Source organism: Bacteroides ovatus (genome assembly GCF_001314995.1).
Lineage (GTDB): Bacteria > Bacteroidota > Bacteroidia > Bacteroidales > Bacteroidaceae > Bacteroides > Bacteroides ovatus.
Map to the genome: position 1 here is coordinate 5367619 of NZ_CP012938.1, position 22753 is coordinate 5390371.

29 protein-coding genes and 2 pseudogenes are annotated in these 22753 nt (G+C 46.4%); 22 read left to right on the forward strand and 9 right to left on the reverse strand.

Features of this window, described 5'->3' with window-relative positions; translation table 11 throughout:
* Nucleotides 1–77: 77 nt before the first annotated feature.
* From Bovatus_RS20290 to Bovatus_RS20300, 3 genes are read left to right on the forward strand one after another with little or no spacing between them, the layout of a single operon-like run.
* On the forward strand, nucleotides 78–1307 hold the full coding sequence (locus tag Bovatus_RS20290; RefSeq protein WP_004301183.1) for a site-specific integrase: 1230 nt from the start codon (nucleotides 78–80) through the stop codon (nucleotides 1305–1307).
* Between the two features lie 13 nt (nucleotides 1308–1320).
* A complete protein-coding gene (locus Bovatus_RS20295; protein ID WP_004301184.1) occupies nucleotides 1321–2541 on the forward strand; it encodes a site-specific integrase in 1221 nt (406 codons plus the stop codon).
* A gap of 21 nt (nucleotides 2542–2562) precedes the next feature.
* Complete coding sequence (locus tag Bovatus_RS20300; RefSeq protein ID WP_052588032.1) at nucleotides 2563–2937, forward strand: hypothetical protein; 375 nt, start codon at nucleotides 2563–2565, stop codon at nucleotides 2935–2937.
* 11 nt (nucleotides 2938–2948) lie between these two features.
* Here Bovatus_RS20300 and Bovatus_RS25320 read toward each other — a convergent pair whose 3' ends face one another.
* From Bovatus_RS25320 to Bovatus_RS20315, 3 genes are all read right to left on the reverse strand, one after another.
* The gene (locus Bovatus_RS25320; protein ID WP_139266166.1) at nucleotides 2949–3194 is read right to left on the reverse strand and encodes a hypothetical protein; all 246 of its coding nucleotides are present in this window, start codon (nucleotides 3192–3194) and stop codon (nucleotides 2949–2951) included.
* Nucleotides 3195–3283: 89 nt separating this feature from the next.
* Nucleotides 3284–3589 carry a helix-turn-helix domain-containing protein gene (locus Bovatus_RS20310; protein ID WP_052588012.1) on the reverse strand — a complete coding sequence of 102 codons (306 nt, stop codon included), beginning with the start codon at nucleotides 3587–3589 and terminating at the stop codon, nucleotides 3284–3286.
* A 53-nt stretch (nucleotides 3590–3642) separates the two neighbouring features.
* Complete coding sequence (locus Bovatus_RS20315) at nucleotides 3643–3954, reverse strand: helix-turn-helix domain-containing protein (RefSeq protein WP_004301190.1); 312 nt, start codon at nucleotides 3952–3954, stop codon at nucleotides 3643–3645.
* 415 nt (nucleotides 3955–4369) lie between these two features.
* On the opposite strand from Bovatus_RS20315, the gene Bovatus_RS20320 reads away from it, so the two are divergent.
* From Bovatus_RS20320 to Bovatus_RS20350, 7 genes and pseudogenes are all read left to right on the forward strand, one after another.
* A complete protein-coding gene (locus Bovatus_RS20320) occupies nucleotides 4370–4885 on the forward strand; it encodes a DUF3408 domain-containing protein (protein ID WP_004301192.1) in 516 nt (171 codons plus the stop codon).
* Between the two features lie 453 nt (nucleotides 4886–5338).
* Nucleotides 5339–5728 (forward strand): plasmid mobilization protein, encoded by a 390-nt coding sequence (locus Bovatus_RS20325; RefSeq protein ID WP_004301195.1) that lies wholly within the window; start codon nucleotides 5339–5341, stop codon nucleotides 5726–5728.
* Complete coding sequence (locus Bovatus_RS20330; RefSeq protein ID WP_004301196.1) at nucleotides 5725–6648, forward strand: relaxase/mobilization nuclease domain-containing protein; 924 nt, start codon at nucleotides 5725–5727, stop codon at nucleotides 6646–6648. Before Bovatus_RS20325 ends, Bovatus_RS20330 begins: the two co-directional genes overlap by 4 nt.
* Before the next feature lie 2 nt (nucleotides 6649–6650).
* Nucleotides 6651–7295 (forward strand): hypothetical protein, encoded by a 645-nt coding sequence (locus tag Bovatus_RS20335; RefSeq protein WP_004301197.1) that lies wholly within the window; start codon nucleotides 6651–6653, stop codon nucleotides 7293–7295.
* A 1-nt stretch (nucleotide 7296) separates the two neighbouring features.
* Nucleotides 7297–8505 carry a tyrosine-type recombinase/integrase gene (locus tag Bovatus_RS20340; protein WP_004301198.1) on the forward strand — a complete coding sequence of 403 codons (1209 nt, stop codon included), beginning with the start codon at nucleotides 7297–7299 and terminating at the stop codon, nucleotides 8503–8505.
* A 280-nt stretch (nucleotides 8506–8785) separates the two neighbouring features.
* Nucleotides 8786–9802, forward strand: a complete 1017-nt coding sequence (locus tag Bovatus_RS20345; RefSeq protein WP_004301200.1) for a hypothetical protein — start codon at nucleotides 8786–8788, stop codon at nucleotides 9800–9802.
* A gap of 6 nt (nucleotides 9803–9808) precedes the next feature.
* A pseudogene (locus Bovatus_RS20350) lies at nucleotides 9809–10996 on the forward strand (DEAD/DEAH box helicase); the annotation flags it as partial.
* Nucleotides 10997–11595: 599 nt separating this feature from the next.
* Here Bovatus_RS20350 and Bovatus_RS25780 read toward each other — a convergent pair.
* On the reverse strand, nucleotides 11596–11724 hold the full coding sequence (locus tag Bovatus_RS25780; protein WP_004301204.1) for a hypothetical protein: 129 nt from the start codon (nucleotides 11722–11724) through the stop codon (nucleotides 11596–11598).
* Nucleotides 11725–11795: 71 nt separating this feature from the next.
* On the opposite strand from Bovatus_RS25780, the gene Bovatus_RS20360 reads away from it, so the two are divergent.
* From Bovatus_RS20360 to Bovatus_RS20375, 4 genes are read left to right on the forward strand one after another with little or no spacing between them, the layout of a single operon-like run.
* Nucleotides 11796–12089, forward strand: a complete 294-nt coding sequence (locus tag Bovatus_RS20360; RefSeq protein WP_004301205.1) for a hypothetical protein — start codon at nucleotides 11796–11798, stop codon at nucleotides 12087–12089.
* Nucleotides 12090–12107: 18 nt separating this feature from the next.
* On the forward strand, nucleotides 12108–12284 hold the full coding sequence (locus Bovatus_RS20365) for a hypothetical protein (RefSeq protein WP_004301206.1): 177 nt from the start codon (nucleotides 12108–12110) through the stop codon (nucleotides 12282–12284).
* 11 nt (nucleotides 12285–12295) lie between these two features.
* Nucleotides 12296–12622: a hypothetical protein gene (locus tag Bovatus_RS20370; protein ID WP_004301207.1), complete on the forward strand. Its 327-nt coding sequence runs from the start codon at nucleotides 12296–12298 to the stop codon at nucleotides 12620–12622.
* A 16-nt stretch (nucleotides 12623–12638) separates the two neighbouring features.
* The gene (locus Bovatus_RS20375; RefSeq protein ID WP_004301208.1) at nucleotides 12639–12896 is read left to right on the forward strand and encodes a hypothetical protein; all 258 of its coding nucleotides are present in this window, start codon (nucleotides 12639–12641) and stop codon (nucleotides 12894–12896) included.
* A gap of 61 nt (nucleotides 12897–12957) precedes the next feature.
* Here the strand turns inward: Bovatus_RS20375 and Bovatus_RS25575 are convergent, their stop codons facing one another.
* Entirely contained in the window at nucleotides 12958–13272 is a 315-nt protein-coding gene (locus Bovatus_RS25575; protein ID WP_004301209.1) for a hypothetical protein, read from the reverse strand.
* A 304-nt stretch (nucleotides 13273–13576) separates the two neighbouring features.
* Here Bovatus_RS25575 and Bovatus_RS20385 point away from each other — a divergent pair, with 304 nt between their 5' ends.
* Nucleotides 13577–13957 (forward strand): single-stranded DNA-binding protein, encoded by a 381-nt coding sequence (locus tag Bovatus_RS20385; protein ID WP_004301211.1) that lies wholly within the window; start codon nucleotides 13577–13579, stop codon nucleotides 13955–13957.
* Between the two features lie 87 nt (nucleotides 13958–14044).
* Here the strand turns inward: Bovatus_RS20385 and Bovatus_RS20390 are convergent, their stop codons facing one another.
* On the reverse strand, nucleotides 14045–14326 hold the full coding sequence (locus Bovatus_RS20390; protein ID WP_004301212.1) for an HU family DNA-binding protein: 282 nt from the start codon (nucleotides 14324–14326) through the stop codon (nucleotides 14045–14047).
* A gap of 275 nt (nucleotides 14327–14601) precedes the next feature.
* Nucleotides 14602–15213 (reverse strand): recombinase family protein, encoded by a 612-nt coding sequence (locus Bovatus_RS20395; RefSeq protein ID WP_004301218.1) that lies wholly within the window; start codon nucleotides 15211–15213, stop codon nucleotides 14602–14604.
* Nucleotides 15214–15451: 238 nt separating this feature from the next.
* Here Bovatus_RS20395 and Bovatus_RS20400 point away from each other — a divergent pair, with 238 nt between their 5' ends.
* The 7 genes from Bovatus_RS20400 to Bovatus_RS20430 all read left to right on the forward strand — a co-directional run bounded on the left by Bovatus_RS20400 (nucleotide 15452) and on the right by Bovatus_RS20430 (nucleotide 21920).
* Nucleotides 15452–16501 carry a hypothetical protein gene (locus Bovatus_RS20400; RefSeq protein ID WP_004301222.1) on the forward strand — a complete coding sequence of 350 codons (1050 nt, stop codon included), beginning with the start codon at nucleotides 15452–15454 and terminating at the stop codon, nucleotides 16499–16501.
* Between the two features lie 27 nt (nucleotides 16502–16528).
* Nucleotides 16529–16975, forward strand: coding sequence for a hypothetical protein (locus tag Bovatus_RS20405; RefSeq protein ID WP_005680025.1), 447 nt, complete (start codon nucleotides 16529–16531; stop codon nucleotides 16973–16975).
* Nucleotides 16972–17373, forward strand: a complete 402-nt coding sequence (locus Bovatus_RS20410; RefSeq protein ID WP_004301227.1) for a hypothetical protein — start codon at nucleotides 16972–16974, stop codon at nucleotides 17371–17373. Before Bovatus_RS20405 ends, Bovatus_RS20410 begins: the two co-directional genes overlap by 4 nt.
* Complete coding sequence (locus Bovatus_RS20415; protein ID WP_004301229.1) at nucleotides 17364–17954, forward strand: hypothetical protein; 591 nt, start codon at nucleotides 17364–17366, stop codon at nucleotides 17952–17954. Before Bovatus_RS20410 ends, Bovatus_RS20415 begins: the two co-directional genes overlap by 10 nt.
* The gene (locus Bovatus_RS20420) at nucleotides 17944–18789 is read left to right on the forward strand and encodes a helix-turn-helix domain-containing protein (protein WP_004320581.1); all 846 of its coding nucleotides are present in this window, start codon (nucleotides 17944–17946) and stop codon (nucleotides 18787–18789) included. Before Bovatus_RS20415 ends, Bovatus_RS20420 begins: the two co-directional genes overlap by 11 nt.
* 218 nt (nucleotides 18790–19007) lie before the next feature.
* Entirely contained in the window at nucleotides 19008–20465 is a 1458-nt protein-coding gene (gene mobV, locus Bovatus_RS20425; protein ID WP_004301236.1) for a MobV family relaxase, read from the forward strand.
* Nucleotides 20466–20519: 54 nt separating this feature from the next.
* Nucleotides 20520–21920 carry an OmpA family protein gene (locus tag Bovatus_RS20430; protein WP_004301238.1) on the forward strand — a complete coding sequence of 467 codons (1401 nt, stop codon included), beginning with the start codon at nucleotides 20520–20522 and terminating at the stop codon, nucleotides 21918–21920.
* A gap of 100 nt (nucleotides 21921–22020) precedes the next feature.
* On the opposite strand, the gene Bovatus_RS20435 is transcribed toward Bovatus_RS20430, so the two are convergent.
* Together Bovatus_RS20435 and Bovatus_RS25835 are read right to left on the reverse strand one after the other, a co-directional pair.
* A complete protein-coding gene (locus Bovatus_RS20435; protein WP_008669449.1) occupies nucleotides 22021–22617 on the reverse strand; it encodes a DUF2284 domain-containing protein in 597 nt (198 codons plus the stop codon).
* A pseudogene (locus tag Bovatus_RS25835) lies at nucleotides 22614–22712 on the reverse strand (ABC transporter ATP-binding protein); the annotation flags it as partial. The gene Bovatus_RS20435 and the pseudogene Bovatus_RS25835, both read right to left, overlap by 4 nt.
* Nucleotides 22713–22753: the final 41 nt, after the last annotated feature.

The window sequence follows — 22753 nt, forward strand, 5'->3', positions numbered from 1 at the left end:
TTGCACTCGTACTCAGCATTTTGCTTATCAAGGAACGCTTATATGGCAAGTAACTTTGCACTAAAAAATATAAGCGTATGAAAGTAGAAAAATTCAAGGTGCTGCTTTACCTCAAAAAGAGCGGACTGGGAAAGTCGGGCAAAGCCCCGATAATGGGAAGAATTACAGTGAACCGCACGATGGCGCAGTTCGGATGCAAGCTGTCCTGCACACCCGAATTGTGGAATCCCCGTGAAAGCCGTCTGAACGGAAAAAGCCGCGAGGCGGTGGAGACTAATGCCAAGATTGACAAGTTGCTACTGGCGGTAAACATAGCATTCGACAATCTTGTGGAACGCAAAATTGATTTCGATGCCACCGATGTGAAAGACCTTTTTCAAGGCAGCATGGAAACGCAGATGACCCTTATGAAAATGACCGATGTTGTCTGTGATGACATCAAGGCACGTATCGGTATTGACCGTGCCAAAAGTACTTATCCCGGCTATCACTATATGCGGCTGGCTCTCGGAGAGTTCATCAAGCATCAGTACAAGGTCAAGGATTTGGCTTTCGGGCAACTGACGGAACAGTTCATCCACGACTATCAGACATTTGTCACGGAAGATAAAGGACAGGCAATCGATACTGCCAGACATTATCTTGCCATACTTAAGAAGATTTGCCGTCTAGCTTATAAAGAGGGACATGCCGATAAAATCCACTTCCAACATTTCACCCTGCCGAAGAAAACGGAAACGACTCCACGGGCATTGAGCCGTGAATCGTTCGAGAAAATCCGTGACGTGGAAATACCTGCATACCGCAAATCCCATATGCTGGCAAGGGATATGTTTCTCTTCGGATGTTACACAGGTGTATCTTATGCGGATGTCGTTTCGATTACCCATGCTAATTTGCAGACAGACGGGGACGGGGCATTATGGTTGAAATACCGCAGAAAGAAAAACGAACTTCGTGCCAGTGTAAAACTATTGCCCGAAGCAATTGCGCTTATCAATAAGTATAGCAGTGAGGACAGAGAAACCTTGTTTCCTTTACTTCGCTGGCCCAATCTTAGAAGGCACATGAAAGCGTTGGCGGCACTGGCAGGCATCAAGGATGACCTGTGCTACCATCAGGCGAGGCATAGTTTCGCCTCGCTGATTACGCTCGAAGCTGGTGTGCCGATTGAGACCATCAGTAGGATGTTGGGGCATTCCGATATTTCCACCACTCAGGTGTACGCCCGTGTCAGTCCGAAAAAACTCTTTGAGGACATGGACAGGTTCATCAAAGCTACCGAGGATTTCAAACTTACCCTTTAATACAGCAAGCGATATGCGAAGTACATTTTCACTGTTACCCTATATCAACCGCAGCAAGGTAAAGGCTGACGGTACGACCGCAGTTCTCTGCCGCATAACCATTGACGGGAAACAGACGGTCATAAGCACAAGTATCTATTGCCGTCCCGAAGATTGGAATGGCAAGAAGAACGAGATAAAGTCCACAAGGGAAAACAACCGCTTGCAGGAATATCTCCGAATCATTTCAGAAGCATACGAGGAAATACTGAAATCGCAAGGTGTAGTCAGTGCAGAGATGTTGAAGAGCCACATCACCCAAAACAACATTCATCCGACTACCCTCCTGCAAATGGGAGAATGGGAACGGGAGCGGTTAAAGAAACACTCCGAGGAAATAGATTCAACCTCCTCCTATCGAAGTTCAATGTATTACCAGAAGTACCTGACAGACTATATTGTGTCATCGGGTAAAAAGGACATCTGTTTTGAAGAAGTTACAGAGGACTTCGGCAAATCTTATAAGGCATATCTGAAAAGATGCAAGAACTTCGGGGCATCTCAGACCAACCATTGTCTGCGATGGTTGAACCGCCTGTTGTATCTGGCGGTCGATAAGGAGATAATCCGAGTGAATCCCTGCGAGGAGTTGGAATATGAAACCAAACCGGAGGCAAAGCACAGATACATCAGCCGCGATGAGTTCAAGAAGATACTTTCCACCCCGATGTATGACAACAGGCTGGAGTTGGCGAGACGGGCTTTCATATTCTCCTGCCTGACGGGATTGGCGTATGTGGATATACAATTGTTGCATCCCCACCACATCGGGATGAATGCGGAGGGCAGACGGTATATCCGTATCAACCGCAAGAAGACAAAGGTGGAAGCGTTCATACCCCTGCATCCCATAGCGGAACAGATATTGTCGCTGTACAACACGGCCGATGACGAACAGCCCGTATTTCCGCTTCCTAACCGTGACGCCTTGTGGTTTGAAATTCATGAGTTAGGTGTAATCATAGGCAAAGAGGATAACTTGTCCTACCACCAAAGCCGACATAGTTTCGGAACTTTCCTTATTTCAGCGGATATACCGATAGAGAGTATCTCCAAGATGATGGGGCACTCCAATATTCGGACGACACAGGGATATGCACGTATAACCGATGACAAAATCTCAAAGGATATGGACAAACTGATGGAACGCCGGAAGAAACAATCTACCGGCGAAAAGACAAACAAAAGTAACTAAACAATGTCAATACAATATATTATGGATAGAGGTATAATCACAATCAGTGAAGCGGGTATGGTCACTATTCCGACCGCACCCGTATGGATGACACAATTCGAAATCGCCGACCTGTTTGGAGTATTCTCTTGTGACATCCGTAAAGCGATTCATGTTATATGTAAGAATAAGGAGTTAAACGAATGTGATACGATGAAATATATCAAGCAACCAGATGGTATCAGTTATGATGTTTATAATCTTGAAATGGTTATAGCCATTGCATTCAGAATATGCAGCAGAGAAAGTATCTTGTTCAGACGGTTTGTGATAAATGAAATCTACGCCACCAAGAAAGAGAACTCAATAACATTGTTTGTATCCTGTGGCAGAGGAAGCAACCTATGGTATAGTTGAGGTTCATCCCATCAGTCACCTGTTCCCGATACTCGGATGCAAAGGTAGCGCATGGCACTGATGGCAGTGGAAAGGTCAGGCGGCAAAGCCGTTTCGGGCAGAATCTTCCTCCTGCGGAGCGTATTCAGCCCGAAAACCTTGCCTCTGCCGACCATACGCTCGAAAGGCATCCGGCAACAGAAACAAGCGACTGACGGGAAATCAGAAGACAAAGAAAAGGAACGGCTAACAGACGAAGCGGAATCTTGATGCTTCATCCGTAAACCGTTCCTTTTTCTTTTTGCTGTCAAGTCCATTGCTTCTGCAATTTATAGGGCAGACGGCAAACTGCGCTCCTTCAAGAAAATCAGATCGCCGTTTGTCGGTAAGCGGAACGGTAGCCATCATTCAGCATCCTTTCGATGTCCGATTCACGGTAAAGGATTTTACCGCCCAATTGGATATAGGCTATCCGTCCTTCATTGCGGTAATCTTGAAGTGTTCTTCGGCTCACTTTCAACCGTGCCGATACCTCTTTGTCTGTGAAGAAACGTTCTCCGCCCAATGTCGGGCGGTAGTTGGCGGTCAGGCGCTCGTAGTTGTCCAGCAGACGGTCAAGGCTGCCCATGAAGTGGATTATCCACTCGTTGTCTTTGTTAATCAATTCGTTCATGTTACTTTGTATTTAGTGGGTATTGTTATTATACTTTATTTATTGCACTGAGATTATATCGTCCGTCCTTTGAATCTCGCTTCTTTTCGTCTATCCTCCACAACGGAAACGATACGCTGCACATCTTCGGGACGGTAATACGTCTTATGGTTTATTTGTGAGTAGGCAAGCGTACCGTTGTCCCGCAGAGTCTGCAACGTGCGGGGACTGATGTTCAGCATCCGGCACACGTCCTGATTGTCCATCCACTCACTTATTCTCTTTTCGCCGTGCCGCTGGCAGATTGCTTCCATACGGTGAACGAAGCGGTCGAACTTGGCGACCATCGCCTCAAAGGTTTGTCTTTCGATAGATACGATTTCCATATACGTTATTCTTTGATGTTATTGTTTCTTTTGCCGCAAAGGAATATATAATCAGTTATCCGACAATGGATTTTCTAAAAGTGGAAGCATGTGGCACCGGTATGGCATAGGTTGTCTGGGGTGCTGTTTATCGTTATCATCTTAATTGGGGATTTTAGCAAGAATGCCAAGAACAAAATAAGGACTTAATTCAAATTTACCCGTAAATACATCTTTGTTCTTCCTGTGATTCATATCCGGCAAATCGAAGAAGTCTGCACCATTGTTCATACCGCCATAAGGCAAAACTACACAAAATTGCCTAATAGAATCCAAGTACTTGACTGCCTGAACTAAAGCCTCTTACTTTGCTCCCGACAAACGGTCAACTATGCGCATACAGACCAGCAAGTATTCACTTTAAAAAGAAACAACAATGAGCAAGAAATTTAAAAACATTGAGAACGATGAAGCGTTCAAGAACTTCAAGTTGGAAGACTATATGCCTTCCATGCCCAAACACGAACCGGAAGAGAGTTCTTCCGTAGCAGAACAAGAACCTGTTGTGGAAGCAGGCAATCTCTTTCCTATATTGGATGAGCCGGACACATCCGCAGAACAGGTAACTGAGCCGGAAACAAGCGCAGGGTCAGACAATGAGGCAAGAGAAACAGAGGCGGATAACGTTACCGTGGAACGAACTGTCGCCAGACGTATCAGCAGCAAACAGCGCAGACTGTCATTGGACGAATACCGTACCACCTATCTGCGAGTGCCCAAGATTGCCGACCGCAAGCCCGTGTTTGTCAGTGGGGAGGTTCGTGACAGGTTGGACGAGATTGTGCGCCGCCTTGGTGGACGTGGCATGAGCGTATCAGGGCTTATTGAGAACCTCGCCCGTCAGCACATGGAAGCCTACGGGGAAGACATCGAGCAATGGCGTAAATTGTAGGAATTAAGACAAGACCAACCGAGTGTCTTTAGGGCATCTTTCAGAGTTGCTCTAAATCACTTGTAACGAAGTTTGGAGGGGCAAGTTTATGTTTCGGGCAGACCGAAACCACTTGCCCCGCTCCAAACATCGCAGGGAAGGCACATCCCGTTGGTCTATCTGCTGTATAACTACTATAATCAGTAACTAAAGTTTCGCAAGTACGCTACATAGCTTCTCCTCCTTCAAGATGGTTGCTCTCCCCCGATAACGGGGGAGTCGGAGGGGGTGAGTCCCCGCAGGGGGAGGTGGTAGGTAAAAAAATGAATCTCCTTTTTCATAGATGGATATACCTTATTTATACCTACCACCCCGGCTTTCAGCCACCCCTCCTTCTTGGAAAGAGGGGAAACCATGCGGAATATACCAACTTGCGAAACTTGAATCAGTAATCAAATCAAGAAACAGAAAATCATGGACAACGAAAAAAGGAAGAATAATGTAAAAGGCAACAGACGGGAGCGAGCCAACAAGGGAGGCCGTCCCGTCAAAGGAGCCACCGAGAAACTGAAATACCGTGTTACGGTGAAAATGGCAACAGAGGACTACTACCTATTGAAATCCAAAGCAAAGTCAGCAGGTGTTTCTGCCAGTGAATTCATTCGTGATTGTATCAAAGAGGGCGGTGTAAAGGAACGGCTCTCGAAAGAGCATGGCGACCTTATCCGCAAGCTATGTGGCATGGCTAACAACCTGAACCAACTGGCACGAAAGGCGAATGCCGAGGGGTATGCTTCCGTATTTGTTACTTGCCGCGCACTGATGATAGAGATAGACAATCTTGTAAACCGGATACGCCTATGATAGCAAAAATCATGAAAGGTTCGGACTTCAAGGGTGTGGTTTATTACATTCTGAACGATGAGAAAGGTACTCAAATCATAGATTCTGACGGCTTGTTTCTGGAAAATAACGACACGATAGTACAAGGATTTATCGGGCAAGCACAGATGAATCCGAGGGTCGCAAAGGCAGTCGGACATATCGCCTTGAGTTTCTCCAAGGAAGATTCACCACGTCTGAATAATGCGGTCATGGCACAGATAGCCCGTGAGTATATGGAACGGATGGGTATCAAGAACACACAGTACATCATCGGACGACACTTTGACAAAGAGCATCCGCATATGCATATCGCATTCAACCGCATCGACAATAACGGCAAGACCATATCCGACAGGAACGACCGCTTCCGCAGTGAGCGTATTTGCAAGGAACTTACCAAGAAGTACGGACTTCATTTTGCTAATGGCAAGGAGCAAGTGAAGACAGACCGATTGCGTGAGCCTGACAAGACGAGGTACGAGTTATACCAAATCTTGAAGACAGAGGTCAGCAGATGTAAAGGTTGGAATACCCTGCTTGAAAGATTGGAACAGCAAGGTGTAGGTGTGCAGTTCAAATATAAGGGACAGACGAATGAGAATCAAGGCATCGTCTTTACTATGAACGGCTATCGCTTCAATGGTTCCAAGGTGGACAGGCAATTCAGTTACTCCAAGATTGATGCGGCATTGAACCGCAACAATTACGGGGAACGGCAGACGCAACCGCAACCACAGACTTATAAGGAAGAAATAAGGCCAATTTCTAATAGTGGCAGCAGTCTTATTGAGGGTTCATTAGGATTGTTCTCTCCATGCAATATGCCGGAGGAGCAACAACCTTACGACCCGTATCTGAAAAACAAGAAAAAGAAGAAACAACATAAAATCAACTGGTAATCATGGCAGACAACAATGTATTCATCCTCTTTGAGGAAATCAAGACCGCCTTAAAAAGCATAAATGGCAAGCTGGAAGCATTGCCCAAGGTGGCAGGACAACAACCACAAATAGAAAATAATGAACCGGATTTATCTCCAATTAAGGAGGCTATTGTGGAAACGGCAAAAGCTCAGTCTGGAGAAATTAAGGGCTTGTTGGATAAGCACTGGAAGGCTTACGCACAGATTTCCACCCTGATACTGCATCACCTTGATACAATCAAGAAGTCGCAGGATGAACAAGGTGTGCAACAAGAGCCGCAACCGCAGGAGCATGTCCACCGGCATAGTTTTGACATCAAGTCAAGCAATGTTTTTTCTTTCGTTGTGGGATTGGGTGTGGCATGTGCCTTATCCCTGTGGGGCAATATCTCGCAATGGCAGTCCAATAGGAAGTATTCCGATGATGCGTTGAGGTTCCGTGCTATCCGCTCTTGGGGTGGATGTGATGCCAATGATTTGCTTTGGTTGAACAAGGTGTTTGACATCCACCGAGACGAGAAGGCCATTGAGTGGATACGGAAGCAGGCTGATGGGTATGAAACATCCCTGAAAGCAGTTTCCGACAGCCTGATGCAGGAGAGTATCAAATCAAAATCCGATTGATATGGCATCGGTAAAGGTCAAGTTTCGTCCCTCCACCGTGAACGGCAGGGAGGGTACACTCTACTATCAGGTCATCCACAACCGTGTGGTAAGACAGATAAATACCGAGTATAAACTTTTCGTTTCGGAATGGGACTGCCATTCCGAAACCATTGTCTTGCATCATCTATCTACTGAACAAGAGCGGAACAACTATTTGCTTTCAATCGGTTCACGCATCACGTGGGACAAGGACAGGCTGAACAAGATTATACATGCGTTATCCCAATCCGGCATATTTGTAACGGATGATATAGTCATACACTTTCATGACAACAGGCAGGAACAGTCGTTTAACGCTTACATCAGCCAGCAGATAGCGAGACTGAAACGCTTGGGAAAGATACGCACCTCGGAAACCTATACAGCCGCCCTCAGAAGTTTCAGTAGTTTTATGAATGACAAGGAGGTCTTGTTTGACCAGCTTAACGCAGATTTGTTTGCAGAGTACGAGGCTTATCTAAAAAGCAGGGGAAATACGCCCAATACCATATCCTTTTATATGCGTATTCTGAAAGCAGTCTATAACCGAGCGGTGGAGGACGGATTGACCGAGCAACGGCATCTGTTCAAGTCCGTTTATACGGGAGTGGAGAAAACCATGAAGCGAGCCTTGTCGCTCAATGACATTAAACGCATCAAAGGATTGGACTTGTCATTGAAACCCAACCTAGATTTTGCCCGTGATATGTTCCTGCTCTGTTTCTACACAAGGGGGATGTCGTTCATTGATATGGCTTATCTGAGAAAGAAAGACTTGGAGAATGGCACTCTTTCTTATCGCAGACGTAAAACGGGGCAACAGCTATTCATCAAATGGGAAAAGTGTATGCAAGAGATTCTTGACAAATATCCGATAAACGAAACAGAGTACCTGCTACCAATTATCACAAAACGGAATGAAGATTATCGGAAGCAATATGCCAACGAACTTCACCGGGTGAACCATTTGCTGAAGAAAATCGGGAAGAATCTGAATCTGCTGATACCCTTGACAATGTATGTCGGTCGGCATTCGTGGGCAAGTGTCGCCAAGAGCCGTAATGTGCCTATATCCGTCATCAGCGAGGGCATGGGGCATGATTCTGAGAGCACCACACAGATTTATCTTGCATCATTAGATACTACAGTGGTGGATAAAGCCAATAAGAAGATACTGGATTTGCTGTAAAGTCGTGAATGTTTTGCGAATCAGTCCAACGCTTACCAAGAGACGGATATTACAATGCAAAATTACGCAAAATAATGATTTTTAGGATATAAAACGCTGAAAATCTTACTTATTGCCATGCTTTTGTTTTGCGAGGAATATCGGATGTTTTGCGAAATTATCCATAAAGAGGGAAAATACAACTCAATATCAATGGAATAAGGTAACTCATCCGTCTCTTGGTAAGAGAAGAACCTTTTTCCCTTATTTCTATAAGAGACGGGCGTAAACTTGAAATAAAATGCCCGTTGAAGTTGACATATTGGAAGATAGTATCTTTCGGCTCTCGCCCGAACTGTTGAATATCCTGCTCAAAGACCATACAACGAGCAAGGAGGATATTCAGCGCAATATCTTTTGGGCTACTTCCGATTATGAATATCTGGGCGAAGGGTATCAATATAATTCGCCAATTCTTCCCTGTCTTATTACCGGAGATAACGGGCATGTCATCATGCCGCGTATCCTCAAAAGTCGTGACACCCAAACCGCACGTTCACGAGAAATGGCAGAGGTGTTCACTCCGTCATGGATATGCAATGCGCAGAACAACCTGATCGATGAAGCATGGTTTGGAAGAAAGGATGTGTTCAATACGGAATACACCGACAAACAAGGCTGTCATCGGTGGAGACCCAACTCAGAGAAAATTCAATTTCTGGAAGGTAAGACTTGGAAAGATTATGTACGTGACAACCGACTGGAGATAACCTGCGGGGAAGCCCCTTATATCGTCAGTCGCTATGACACCACAACCGGAGAGACCATTCCTATTGAGGAACGCATCGGTTTGCTTGACCGTAAGTTGCGGGTAGTTGGCGAAAACACGGAAACTTCCGGCGAATGGTTGGAGTGGGCGCAGGAAGCGTATAAAAGTATATACGCTTACGAATGGCAAGGTGACAATTTGCTGATTGCCCGTGAATCCATGCTTATCTCCTTTATCGAATACTATCAACAAAAGTTCGGCAAGCGACCCTTGTTGAAATCCATCAATTATATCGCCTACATCATTTCATGGAACGTCTGGCAGATGGACGGGCTTAAAGGTGTCATCCCGAACAGCTGCGGTGAGCGCCGGACTGTTGTAGCTGATTTGTTCGGGACAAGGGAAGAAGTCAGTCAATGCGAAGGCTGTCAGAAAGATGACATCCGCAGGCACAACGGTATCTATTGCCAAATCAAGGACTGGCGGGTCAAAGACCCTAAAACGGGAAAGATGGGAAAACGAATCCGATTTATCGATCTCATAAAATAGTGCAGTATGAAATTCACATCTTCACTAAAATTAAAACTGATATATGTGTTCCGCATCAATGATGCTGCACACAGGGGATGCCTGAAAGTGGGCGAGGCCACTTGTGATAATGACAATGTCTTCGGTCTTGCTCCGAACAGCAAACCGCTTAACGAGTCCGCTAAGAAACGCATCAACCAATATACACAAACGGCAGGCATCGCGTACGACCTCTTATATACGGAACTCACGATATATAACAGCAGAAAGGGCTTGTGTTCTTTCAACGACAAGGAAGTACATAGCGTTCTGGAACGTTCCGGAATCAGGAAAAAGATATTCGATACAGAGAACAAAGCCAACGAGTGGTTCATCACCGACCTTGAAACCATCAAGCGGGCAATTACAGCCGTGAAGGAAGGACGGGAGTCGTTGTCTTCGGCCGAGGTATCTCATGACCAAATGCCGATTGTATTCCGTCCCGAACAACGGGAGGCAATTGAAAAGACCAAGAAGCAATTCAAGAAAAGTAACCAGATGCTTTGGAACGCCAAGATGCGTTTCGGCAAGACATTGTCGGCCTTGCAGGTGGTGAAAGACATGGATTTCAGCCGTACTTTGATTCTTACCCATCGCCCCGTGGTGGATAGCGGCTGGTTCGAGGATTTCGGCAAGATATTCTATGATTGTCCCTGTTTTGCATACGGCTCAAAGAACAATGGTGACAGCCATGCTTCACTTGAAGCGAGAGCAAAACAGGGCAAATGCCAATATGTGTATTTCGCTTCCATGCAGGATTTGCGCGGTTCTGAACTTGTGGGCGGCAACTTCGACAAGAACAATGAGGTGTTTGCCACCGCTTGGGATTGCATCATCGTGGACGAGGCGCACGAAGGGACACAGACGGAACTCGGCAAGGCGGTCATGCAGGAACTGACAAAAGCAAATACCAAGATACTGCGACTTTCCGGCACTCCGTTCAACCTGTTGGACGACTTCAAGGAGGACGAGATTTATACCTGGGACTATGTGATGGAGCAACGGGCAAAGGCTTCATGGGATTTGACCCATTTTGGTGATCCGAATCCATACGCCTCTCTACCTACGATGAACATCTATACCTACGACCTTGGACGGTTACTCCATGAGTTCGTGGATGAAGATGTGGCTTTCAACTTCCGCGAGTTTTTTCGGGTCAATGAAGCTGGAAAATTTAGTTATATCTCAAAATTTCACATCTTAATATCTTATAAATTAACAATTTATATTGTGATGTGTTTTTATCAAGGAACAAATTAGGAACAGAAACACGAATTATCATATTTTCTTGTTTTTTTATTTGCACTACCTTTCTTTCTCTTCACTTGTTCGTACTTTGAGTATTTTTCCAAGTCATTTCACACGATTTTCATCCTCTCGCCAAGAGTGATTGTTGCAGTCATCTATGGATGAATAACCACAGCCAAAAGAAAAAAGGACAAATCTCTGTTTCTTTCAAGGAACATTGTTTTTTGCAAAGGTAACCATTTCCCTCAAAACACCTATACAGGCAGTCCAATATATCTGCCTATATTTAGTTTACTTTAGTTTAGCATATATATAAGCTAATAGACTAAACTAAACCTTTACCGAAGTTCTCCCCCTTACTTTTATATTCACAGTCAAAAGAGAAGATAATCGCACCGATATTTTCTTTTTTCGCTGCATCCCAATTTTACGGAAGTTCCTTTTATCGTAACTTCTGCCATAGGCATTTTATCCTCGCATCCCAACTTTCGGTCTGCCTGATGAGAATTGTGTCGCAAAGGTACTTGTCATGTCTTTCTTGTATTCAAGGTCACAGCCTGACGGTTCCCGACAAAATCTCCACGCTCCGCTTTGCAGAGGTCGTATTTGGTCGTGAAACCCTGCATAAAGAGCCATAACACCTTTTGAGGCGACATAATTTTCAATCAAGCCCGAAAGTAGCTGAAATGCTAAAAGAGGGAAAATAAAAAACTTAAAACTTAGGATTATGGCAAACTATGCAACAAACATTTTCTACGCAAGGACGGAAAACAAAGCAGACCTCGACAAGATAGAGGCATTCTTGGATGACACTTTTGACGGCTTTGTCAATAGACACAGCGATAGCGTGGATGCGGAGTTTACCTCTCGTTGGGTTTATCCGGAAGAAGAAATCGACAGGCTGATAGCTTCGTTGGAAGCCAAAGACAAAACTTATATCAAAATTCTGTCCTACGAATTTGCAGACGAATACGTGAGCTTCAGAATCTTCTCACAGGGTAAATGGGATATCAAGTTGTAACCCTAAAATGACAAGACTATGTACGAATACGAAAAAGATAGCGAAATTATAGGTGCGCACTGCACCCTGCTTACCCCCTATAAAGGCTACTCCGAGGGAACAGTTGTCGGCGACTTCGGCAATAAAATAGTGGTACGTCTTAGCAGTGGCAAAGAGGTGGTCGAGTACCGTGATGAAGTGATTATTTACGATTAAATCCAAGAGCGATGCAACAGGTAGCAATGAAATTCGTCCAATGGGACGTACCCGAATTAGAAAAGCTGAAAGGCTGCAGGGTTTACCAGTTACGGGAACAACTTGATAACGGAGACAAGTTGAGCCGTGAAGACAAGAACTGGATTACCCGAAACGTGAAAGAGTGCATCCATTTCAAAAGAGGTATCGCATTGATGGGCTACTTCTTTGATTTCTCCGATGTTCTCAAACGATATTTCGTGAAACAGCACGGACATATCACCGAGTATTGCGCCATTGACAAGACTGCGTTGCGCTCTGTCTTGTATGGTCGAATAGAAGACGTAGTAGAAGTATAATTAAAATCAAAGAAACATGAAAGCAACGATTGAGCATAGCTTTTGTCCTTATTGTGACGAGGTAACAGAACTCTACTTCCGTATCATCAACACGATTCTTTTCTCAACCGATGAAACGGAACTGCGTACCGGCATGGAACGCCTACAAGAAAAAACACGTCTTGATGATTATTTCGTCTTCGGCTATGGCAAGCATCACCTATGGGTCTGCCAAAGACGTCCCAGTAATCAAAAAAAGATTTTCGAGCATCGGGTAATCATGGCAGAATTTTGATGATACAGGCAGGAACGGGATAATCTTCCATTCCTGCCACGCCGCATTCCCTTTTTTACATCTATCTCTCTCTTTTGGCTGCGCCATATCCTTTTGTAAAAACCAGCCATTCGTGAAAAGCTGCCGTCCGCTTTTCCGAAAAGCAGGGTTCTTTCCTTTTTCCCTTTTGTCCCCTATTCTTTCTGCCGGACGGGAACATGGCAGCACCCCGATACCCCGTTCCGCCTTTTGTCGCCACTTCGTTGATATTCCCTTCTGCGGTATCGCCACCTGTTGTCAGTTCAGTGTTCTGTTTGTAGCCACCTCTATTCAGTCCGACCGAATTACACGAAAATCCCTGCCGATTCTGCGGACTTACAGCCGAAACGCGCACCATTGTGCCGGTGGACGGATTGCTCTTTCACTTCCCCTGCAACTACGGCTTTCCGCTCATTTTCAGAATAGTTTTCCGCCGAAGTCATCATCATTTTCCGATGCAAAGATAGTATGCAGACGGGAACGACTTTGGAAGTCTTGACCAATGGCACAGCCGTACAATCTTCCTTTATCGAGCCTTCTGGTTTTGCCTACGGACAAAAATAAAGAGTATTGATGCGTCCGGCCTTGGTGCATTCCCTTAACTGCACCTACTTTTTGAGGCAGCGTAAAATTGATTTAATAACTTCTAAAAACAATTCATTATGAAAAAGATTGAAAACAATTTCGTAGTAACCGGTTTCGTAGGAAAGGATGCAGAAATCCGTCAGTTCACCAACGCAAGTGTAGCACGTTTCCCTCTGGCAGTAAGCCGACTGGAGAATAATGGCGAGGAATCCAAACGCGTTTCCGCCTTTATGAATTTTGAGGCGTGGCGTAAAAACGAGAACACCGGGTCGTTCGACCAACTGACCAAGGGTACGATGCTGACCGTCGAGGGGTATTTCAAGCCCGAAGAATGGAGCGACCAAAGCGGTGTGAAACACAACCGTATCGTGATAGTCGCCGTCAAGTTCTATCCGCCCGTCGAGAAGGAGGAGACTCCTGAAAAGCCGGCCAAACCAGCGAAAAAAGGCAAGAAATAATCCTTGCCTTATCACGACAAAAGCGGCCTTTGGGTCGCTTTTGTTTTACTCATTACGGTGTTGTTGCACCATCTGTACTTTTATACTCTACTTGTTCTCTTTTACCGCATTCAGAAATGCTTTGGCAGGTTTGAATGCAGGGATGTTGTGAGCGGGAATTTTAATTGTCGTATTCTTCGAAATGTTCCGGGCCGTCTTTTCAGCTCTCCGTTTTATAACAAAGCTGCCGAAGCCGCGCAAGAACACCTCGTTTCCCGCAACCATCGACTCTTTTACATTTTCCATGAATGATTCCACCACAGTCATCACAACCGTTTTCTCAATTCCGCTCTGCCGTGAGATCTGAGCGACAATTTCCGCTTTTGTCATATTGTTCTTGATTTTAATGAATACGGTGCAAAATTAACAAATATCCGCCTGTTATAACAATCCAAACTTATTTGTCATCCCGAAAACTGCTTTTACTGAATCCGCCGAAGACGCCCCTCAAGAGCCTGCCCACTACCAAAAATACCAACAATAAAATTATAATATCTCCCATAGGTCTTATTTTTTATAGTTATATCCAACTTAAAGATACGAAAAAATAATGAATTACGCAAGTAATCTACTGATTTTCAATATCCATATTTGATTTATAAGTTCTATTTCCGGATGCCCGGCACGCGTCCCGGTGTTCGGTTAAGCTGAACCTTGTATTTATTGAGAATGCTGTACACGGTGCTTTTACTCCGGACACCGCTCTCTTTCCAAATATCACGGATTGAATACCCATTGTTATACATATCCACGATTTTTTTGTCCCGTTCAGTTTTACTCATACTTTTTTTGGTAATCGGAATACTGATACTCTGCTGCAGGCGTATAATCTTATCTGACGACTTCCGCAAAACAGCCACTTCCTCCGGTAATGCCCCGAACATGGCCAATACTTCCGCCGGTGTCGTGTCCGGAAACAATTTGTTGTCGGTGTCAATTTTATCGTGAATGGAGATAATACGCACGACCTTGATGCGGCATAGCTCGATCAATGCCGATAGTTCCCGTAAACCACGCACGGCATTGCTGAATTTTGACACCACCAATTCGTCGCCTCTTTCAAGATTCGACATCAGTTGTTTCCATCTCGGTCTGAGCGTCTCGTGTCCGACCGATTCTTCAACCACTTGTACACACCCGTACTGGCGCATCCATTCCTTATCCGCATCAAACGCATCGTAGGAATTCGCCTCGAATATATAACCGACTTTTGCCATATCAATATACAATATTCATGATAACAAGTGCAAATATACAAGTTTTATTCGAGTATCTGAATCATACTATATTAAAAAACGAAAATCGTACATTTTTCATGTTTTTATCTTCACTTGTTTTCATTGGTAATCATACTATTAAGTACGATATTAAAAAATGCGCAAAATACGGTTTTTCGGATGCGAAGTATCAAAAATAATATATAGTTTTGCACTAAATAGTACGAAATAATATAGTATGAAAACATCAAAATCGAACTTAAAACAGCCGATAATCTTTGCCAAAATAATTGCCGTTTCGATTGCCGTATTCCTATGCGCGTCATGCGACAACGGCAATGGCAAACGATTGGCGAAAGCCAAGAATGACCCTGCCGGAACATACAGGGAATACCTGTCTGACATACGCAGGCAGAAAAGACTCTCCATTAAAGAATTGACCGGACACCTCAAGCAATGGCAAACATTGAGGGATTCCGTATTCCTGTATCTCGAATGTGATACGCTTGGCCGGCTTCATTCCACTGTAAGAGAAGAGTGTGAACAGATACATGATTCCATCCGCATGGAATTTTCACGGATGGTGCTGTCTCAAACACGCACTTATAAGGATATACTGTGGGTAAAAGAACAAATCTCGCCGCATCTTGAAGACAAAGAGTTGCATCGTGTGGCTGAAACAATCCGGCCGTTCTTTGCCTCATTGGATAACCAGCCCGTCAGTCAGAGAAACCGACAACATATTCTTGCCACTTATCGAGCTACCCTTGCTGAAACGATTGATTACGGTATTCATTGTATGGCAGACCTGACGACCTTTATCGAAAAGGAGGATGCTGTGTACCGGGCATTCCTTTCACGTCTGCCTGATTTCGACGGCGAGAATCTTTCCGACATCACGCATGACACGGAACGATGCTGCGCACAGGTATTTCTTGCCGCCGAACGGAACGACATCACCTATCGCAATGCCATGATTTATTTGGCCATGCGCACCAACCGCAGGCTGATTCAGAATGTCCGAACCTGTATCGACGACATCTGCAATCAAAAAGTCAAGACACCGGCACAGGCACAAGCCTACATCTGGATGCTTCTCCAGCCTTATTCGTCGTTGGACGGTTTCTGCTTGGCGTTGCTTTCAGCCGAAGAAAGAGAGCAACTCGATATGCTTGCCTCGCAGACACCCGACGCTTTCAGAGAGTTGGGCAGGATGCTGCACCCAGGAGACAACCGCTTGGACGAGCTGCCCGGAATGCTGATGGAAGCATTCATACACACGCTGTAAAATATGACAACAGAAAAATATATGAATATGTTACGACATTTTTATAATGACTTCATGGCATTCGTCCCCCTGCAACTTCCGCAGTTGCTCGATGTGACGACGATGGAAGAACCGCAGTTCTACGGCGACTATGTGCTGCTTACGTTTCCGTTGCGCACCCCTTACGAACTGGACGAAGTAATGGATATGTTCGAGGACGACATGGAGTTGATCACGCTTTACCACCATATCCCGATGCGGACGGAAAAATTCGGTCATAGCACTTGTGCATACTCGAATCCCGCTTTCGGACAGATGTTCAAGATGAACGCCAAGACTGATACGGAGGGTAATGTAAACAGCATCCTTGTTACCATCTATGATTCTTTGGAGCAGATGTACGGGGACCTATGCCTCGATTTGGAACTTCACTCCAAAAGCGGGTTCCTGAAATACAAGAAAGACAAGTCCGACGTGCTGATGAATTTCATATGAGAGAAAGTTTATACCGACAGATGGTCTATTGCATCAACACCTACCGGACGTGGATAGAGGTTGCCGATGACAATCTCTACAAGGAGCATATCATCTCAAGAACCGACCGCACCGATTACCTCGTTTCCCGTACATTGGTGCTGCGTGCCTTCAAGACGAACGGCATACACGCCGAGGGTACGACATGGACTATTCCCGAACACGAACTGGACAAGGCTTTGGCCATCTACCGAAAGCAAGACAGTACATTCAAGCAGCGCATCAAGAAAGCGGCCATGTACTTTTCGCCCAAGGATGCCGAAACCCTTATCCGACTGGCGACATACGGTATTGTCCAGTTGGAACTCATTGTGCGCCCCACTCCCATACCCGAAAAGCCCTATTACTTATGTTACTGAATATCCTGCTACTCATTTTCTGCGCGATACCTTTCGGGGTATCAATGTCATTGTACAAGAACAACAAGCGGTTCATGACACCCTTTTACATGGCAATGGCACGAAGCGGCAACGCCCGTAAACTGTATGTGCAAGTATGGCTGATATGCCTGCTTCTTTTCCATTATGTATATGCCTGTGGACATATGGGTGAGTTTGGAATCCTACTCTCTACCGGTGTCTGTGCCGCAATGTTCTCGTTCCGATGGACGGACAACTGGTTACGCAGGTTGCTTGACCGCCCCGGTGCATTTGTCACACTCGCATCGGTCGCACTGGTCATCGGCTTTGTGCCGCATCTGTACACCTTGGCGATAACCATTACCTATCTTCTTCTGGCAGCCCTGTTCTATCCCTCCGTTCGGGTCATGTCCGAATGCAAGGACACGGGGACACTTTCCGGATGGGCAAAGCATCCCGGAATGCTGTCAGAATCCTATCACGACAATCATCACGCAAATCTGCCGCATGAAGCGGACAGCGGCAACACTGACATATCCGCACAATATGAATCATTAAAACCGAATGAAAATGAAAAATAACCAAAAGATACCTGTTTCCATATTGGCAGACAGGGAGGTATTCGAATATCTCAAGGAGAAAGGGGATGAACGCAAGACACGCACCGAAGCGTACTGTGACCTGTTGGACAAATCACTGGCAGGTTTCGTTTCCCCGTTTTTAAGAAAGAAGGACTACGTGCTGCAACCCAACCAGTGCTACCTGACCGTTTCCGACCTCGCATCGGAGTGGCATTGGCACAGGGCTACCGTCCGTTCTTTTTTGAGTGCAATGGAGGCATTCGGCTTGCTGACCCGCATCCAGCTTCCCAAAAGCGTGGTCATTACCATGACCGTACAATCCGGTCAGGCAGCACAGCCCCGCGATGCACAGGAGCAGCCGGACTTTGCCGGACAGCTCCGTGAGGTATTGTCCGATTGGGTAATCGGCAAAACGACCGCTGCCGAAACTGGCGTAATGTGTGGACAACTCGTAAGTCTGGCAAAGGCTGAAATTGCCGACCGTGACGCCGGACACTGTTCGGACACCCATTCCATCACGACCTCCGCACATTCCGGCACTTTGGTCACGGAACATCGTGAAACAGCCCTGTGCTGCATCGCCCACGCCGCCCTGCAAAAAATCCTGCACAAGTCGAGATTCGATGACAGTTCGCCGCTTGTGGATTTCTTCCGGCTTGACCTCGGCGAAGAATGGGCAGCTTTCATCGAGTCCGCCAAAGACCTCGCCGGGCTGATTCTCGACACCGAGGCATCAGTGACGGACTTCGACATGGACGAAGACCAAGAACGCCTCAAATCGCTTCGCAAACCCTTTTTATCGCTTCTGGCGAAGGCACAGGCGATGGTGGATTGAACCGGGAGTCGAAAACAGATTGTATAACGCGAACAATCCGCCTCCATCCCTTAACGGTCATCCTGCCGGTTATAGGAGGCACACGGGCTTGCCCGTCTGCCACGAAACAAAGGGAAGGGGGAGCCTAATACCCCGACCGTCTATCGACCGTCGGGAGGCTGTCCGGGCAAGCAGCAAGCTGGGACAGGACGGATTGTCCGAAACAACACGAAAAGAGTATGGCAGATCAAAAACAGGTACTTGATGTGAAGGTGTCGAAAGGCATCACCACAGCCCAAAGTAACGAACACTTGCGTGATCGCAGTGAAAGGGCGGAAAAGTACGCTATGAATAAGGGGAATTACGACCCCACACGCAAACACCTGAACTTCGAGATTGCACCCGGAGGCAAGGTACGTCCCATCGACACGAGCCGCAACATTCCCGAACGGATGGCGGACATATTGGAGAGGCGTGGAATCAAAGACCCCAACGAAGGACTGGCAGAACCGAAGTACCGCACGGTGGTGAACTTCATTTTCGGCGGTTCCCGTAAGCGGATGCACGAACTCGCATTCGGCACGCAGAAAGTGGATTTCGAGAAAGATGCGGACAATATCCATATCAAAAGAGAAAGCGATATTGAACGCTGGGCGAAAGACGTCTATTCATTCGTGAGTGGCAAATATGGCGAGCAGAACATCGCCGCATTCATCGTACACCTTGACGAATTGAATCCGCACGTCCACTGTACGCTCCTGCCAATCAAAGACGGTCGCTTTGCGTACAAGGAAATATTCGCCGGTAAGGACAAGTTTGAATACAGCGCAAGGATGAAACAGCTTCATACCGACTTTTTCACCGAAGTCAATACAAGGTGGGGAATGTCGAGAGGAACAAGCATATCCGAAACAGGCGCACGGCACAGGACTACCGAAGAATACCGCCGTATGCTATCGGAAGAATGTACGACCATCGAGGAAAATATCAGCCGTCATCAAAAAGTTCTGGCTGACCTCCAATCGGACATCCGTCTGGCAGAGCGCAGGGTCAAGGGGCTTACGACAATGGTCGATAACCTTGAGAAGTCGAAAGCCGAAAAAGAGGCCCTGCTATCGGCAGCCGAACAGGATTTGAAAGCGAACAAGGGTGATGCTGAACAATTAGCCGCACAAGTGAAAAGTCTGGAAAAAGAACTGGCCGGAATCAACAGGCAACTGGCAGATAAGCAGGAGAAGTTACAGACGGCTGACCGGCAGCTTGCCGAGCTGAAAGAGAACATGGATGCCATTGAGGAACGTACCGGGGAACTCAAGGAGGAAGCCTACAAATACTCCCATGATGTACATTCCAAAGTGGACACGTTGCTCAAGGATGTCCTGCTGGAAAATGTGGTCGGCGAGTATAGGAACGTATCGGCACAGATGGACGTGGCGGAACGGCAACTGTTCGACGGCTCGCTCGTCCAGTCCATAGCGGAACAAGGTACAGACGTGATGCACTGCGCGACGATGCTGTTTCTCGGTATGGTCGATGATGCCACCACTTTTGCCGAAACTCGTGGCGGCGGAGGTGGCGGCAGCGACCTGAAATGGGGACGCGACGAGGACGAGGACAACCGTGCATGGGCACTCCGCTGCATGAGGATGGCGAGCCGCATGATGCGCCCGGCCATTGGCAAGAAACCCAAACGGTAAGTGGCGTACGCCTTATTACAAATCAAAAAGTATAACGAATAATATCATTGGAATATGACGAAACAGATCTTTTTTATATTGGCCGTGCTTTGCACGTTGCAGGCGCAGGCAAGTGTACAACCCGTACAGGTGGATACTGTACAACATACACCGTACTATAATGTCTCGGAGGAACGGCAACCGATACAGCCCGTCTATCTTGACGGAGTGGTACTTCCGGCATCCCGGACTGGCAACTGGTTTGTCAGCATTGCCGGGGGTACGTCCGCCTTTCTCGGCACACCTCTCGGCTGCGAAGACCTCTTCGGACGCTTGAAACCCTCGTACAGTTTCGCAGTCGGAAAATGGTTCACTCCGTCCGTCGGTGCACGTATCAATTACAGCGGTGTGCAGTTCAAAGATGGAACATTGTCCAATCAGGAATACCACCATATCCATGCGGATCTGCTGTGGAATGTCCTTGGCCGCAGATATGCCCGGCAAGAACAGGTACGCTGGAATCTTGCTCCCTTTGCCGGTGTCGGCCTGTTGCACAATGCTTCTAACGGGAATAATCCCTTTGCTGTTTCGTATGGCGTACAGGGAGAATATCGGATTTCCAAACGAGTAAGTGCCATGTTGGAACTCTCCGGCACGACCACCTTTCAGGACTTCGATGGTTACGGACGCCCGAACCGCCTCGGCGACCACATGGTATCGCTGACCGCCGGTTTCACGTTTCATCTCGGAAAGGTCGGTTGGAAACGCGCGGTTGATGCAACACCTTACATTCGTCAGAATGAGTGGCTCGTGGATTATGCCAATGTCTTGTCCGGAGAAAACAAGCGTTATAAAGACTGGTACGACCGCAACCGACGGACGCTCGCAGAATTGTTGAAAATTCTGGAAATAGAAGGCTTGCTTGACAAGTACGGTCATCTGGTTAATGACGATGAGACCGACCGCCGTCAAGGTTATCCCAGAAATAATTACAGCGGATTGAACTCACTTCGGGCAAGATTGAAAAACCGGCATTGGGATGGAATCTCGCCACTTGATTCTGCAAGTATTATATATGGCAACAACGGAGATGATTCCGAACAACCGGGCATAATCGTTTCTGAAAAGACGGAACTCATACAAGCCGGAAATTGCATCGGGTCGCCTGTCTATTTCTTTTTTAACCTCAATACGGCGCACCTGACGGATGCTTCCCAAATGCTTAACCTTGATGAACTGGCTCGCGTGGCCAAGAAATACGGATTATCCGTGAAAGTGACCGGCGCGGCCGACAGTTCGACTGGAACTCCCGTGCTTAATGGTTCATTAAGCACATTGAGAGCGGATCATATCGTTGCAGAATTAGAAAAGCGTGGCATACCGATCGAACGCATCGTCAAGGTAAGCAGGGGCGGCATAGCTGACCATGTGCCGGTCGAAGCCAACAGGCATACGAAAGTGGAGTTATTCTTTTAGTTTTTACATTAACTTTCATCAAGTCCCTCAATCTATAATCCGGATTGCAGGGACTTTTTTGTGAATGGCTATCATAACGTTATCAATGAGAGTAATAAGATTATAGGTTTCCTGAATCCGGATTACGCTTCGTATGACTGATAATATTTTCTGTCGAGTTATGAAATAATCCGCTTACGAGCACAAGATATTCTGGTAAAATATCATTCTTTCCCCAAAGCAGTTCTATCCCGAAAAGTTCCGAGAGGGTACGTGCTATATCGAATCCGAATGCTTCAAGCGAGGGACGTACTTTGTCCGGATGCAGGCAAGGACGGTTGCATTTGCGGGCGCATTCGGAATCTGGACAGTATAGGCATTTTCCTACATAGGCGAATGCCCTGCCTCCGTATCTGTGCTCCAGTTCCAGCAACTCTTTTTCTATCCTGATTCGTTCTGGTCTGATTAACTCTTGTGATTTGTCTATCGGGATGCCTTTTTCGATAGGAATAATTTTGGTAGCCATAAGATAGGCATACTTGTACTGGCGCAGAAATTCTCCGGTATCGAAATCAAACGGCGGACATCCCCAACTGTTACCGTAATTAGGGCATTGCCTGCAAAACTCGACAAACCGTTTCTCATCCCGGAAACGTGAAATATATTCATCCACGCCGATGCCTGCCGTGAAATTCTCTATGATATATTTTTCAGTCATTGCTTCACTTTAATGAATCCTATTGTAGTGTCGAACTTCACGCAATTATTTCGGAACAGCCGTTCTATACAGCCGCTCAGGCGCATCTCCTTCGTCAGCAGAACCGGTAAATCGAGAAAAGGGCTATAAAGGTAAT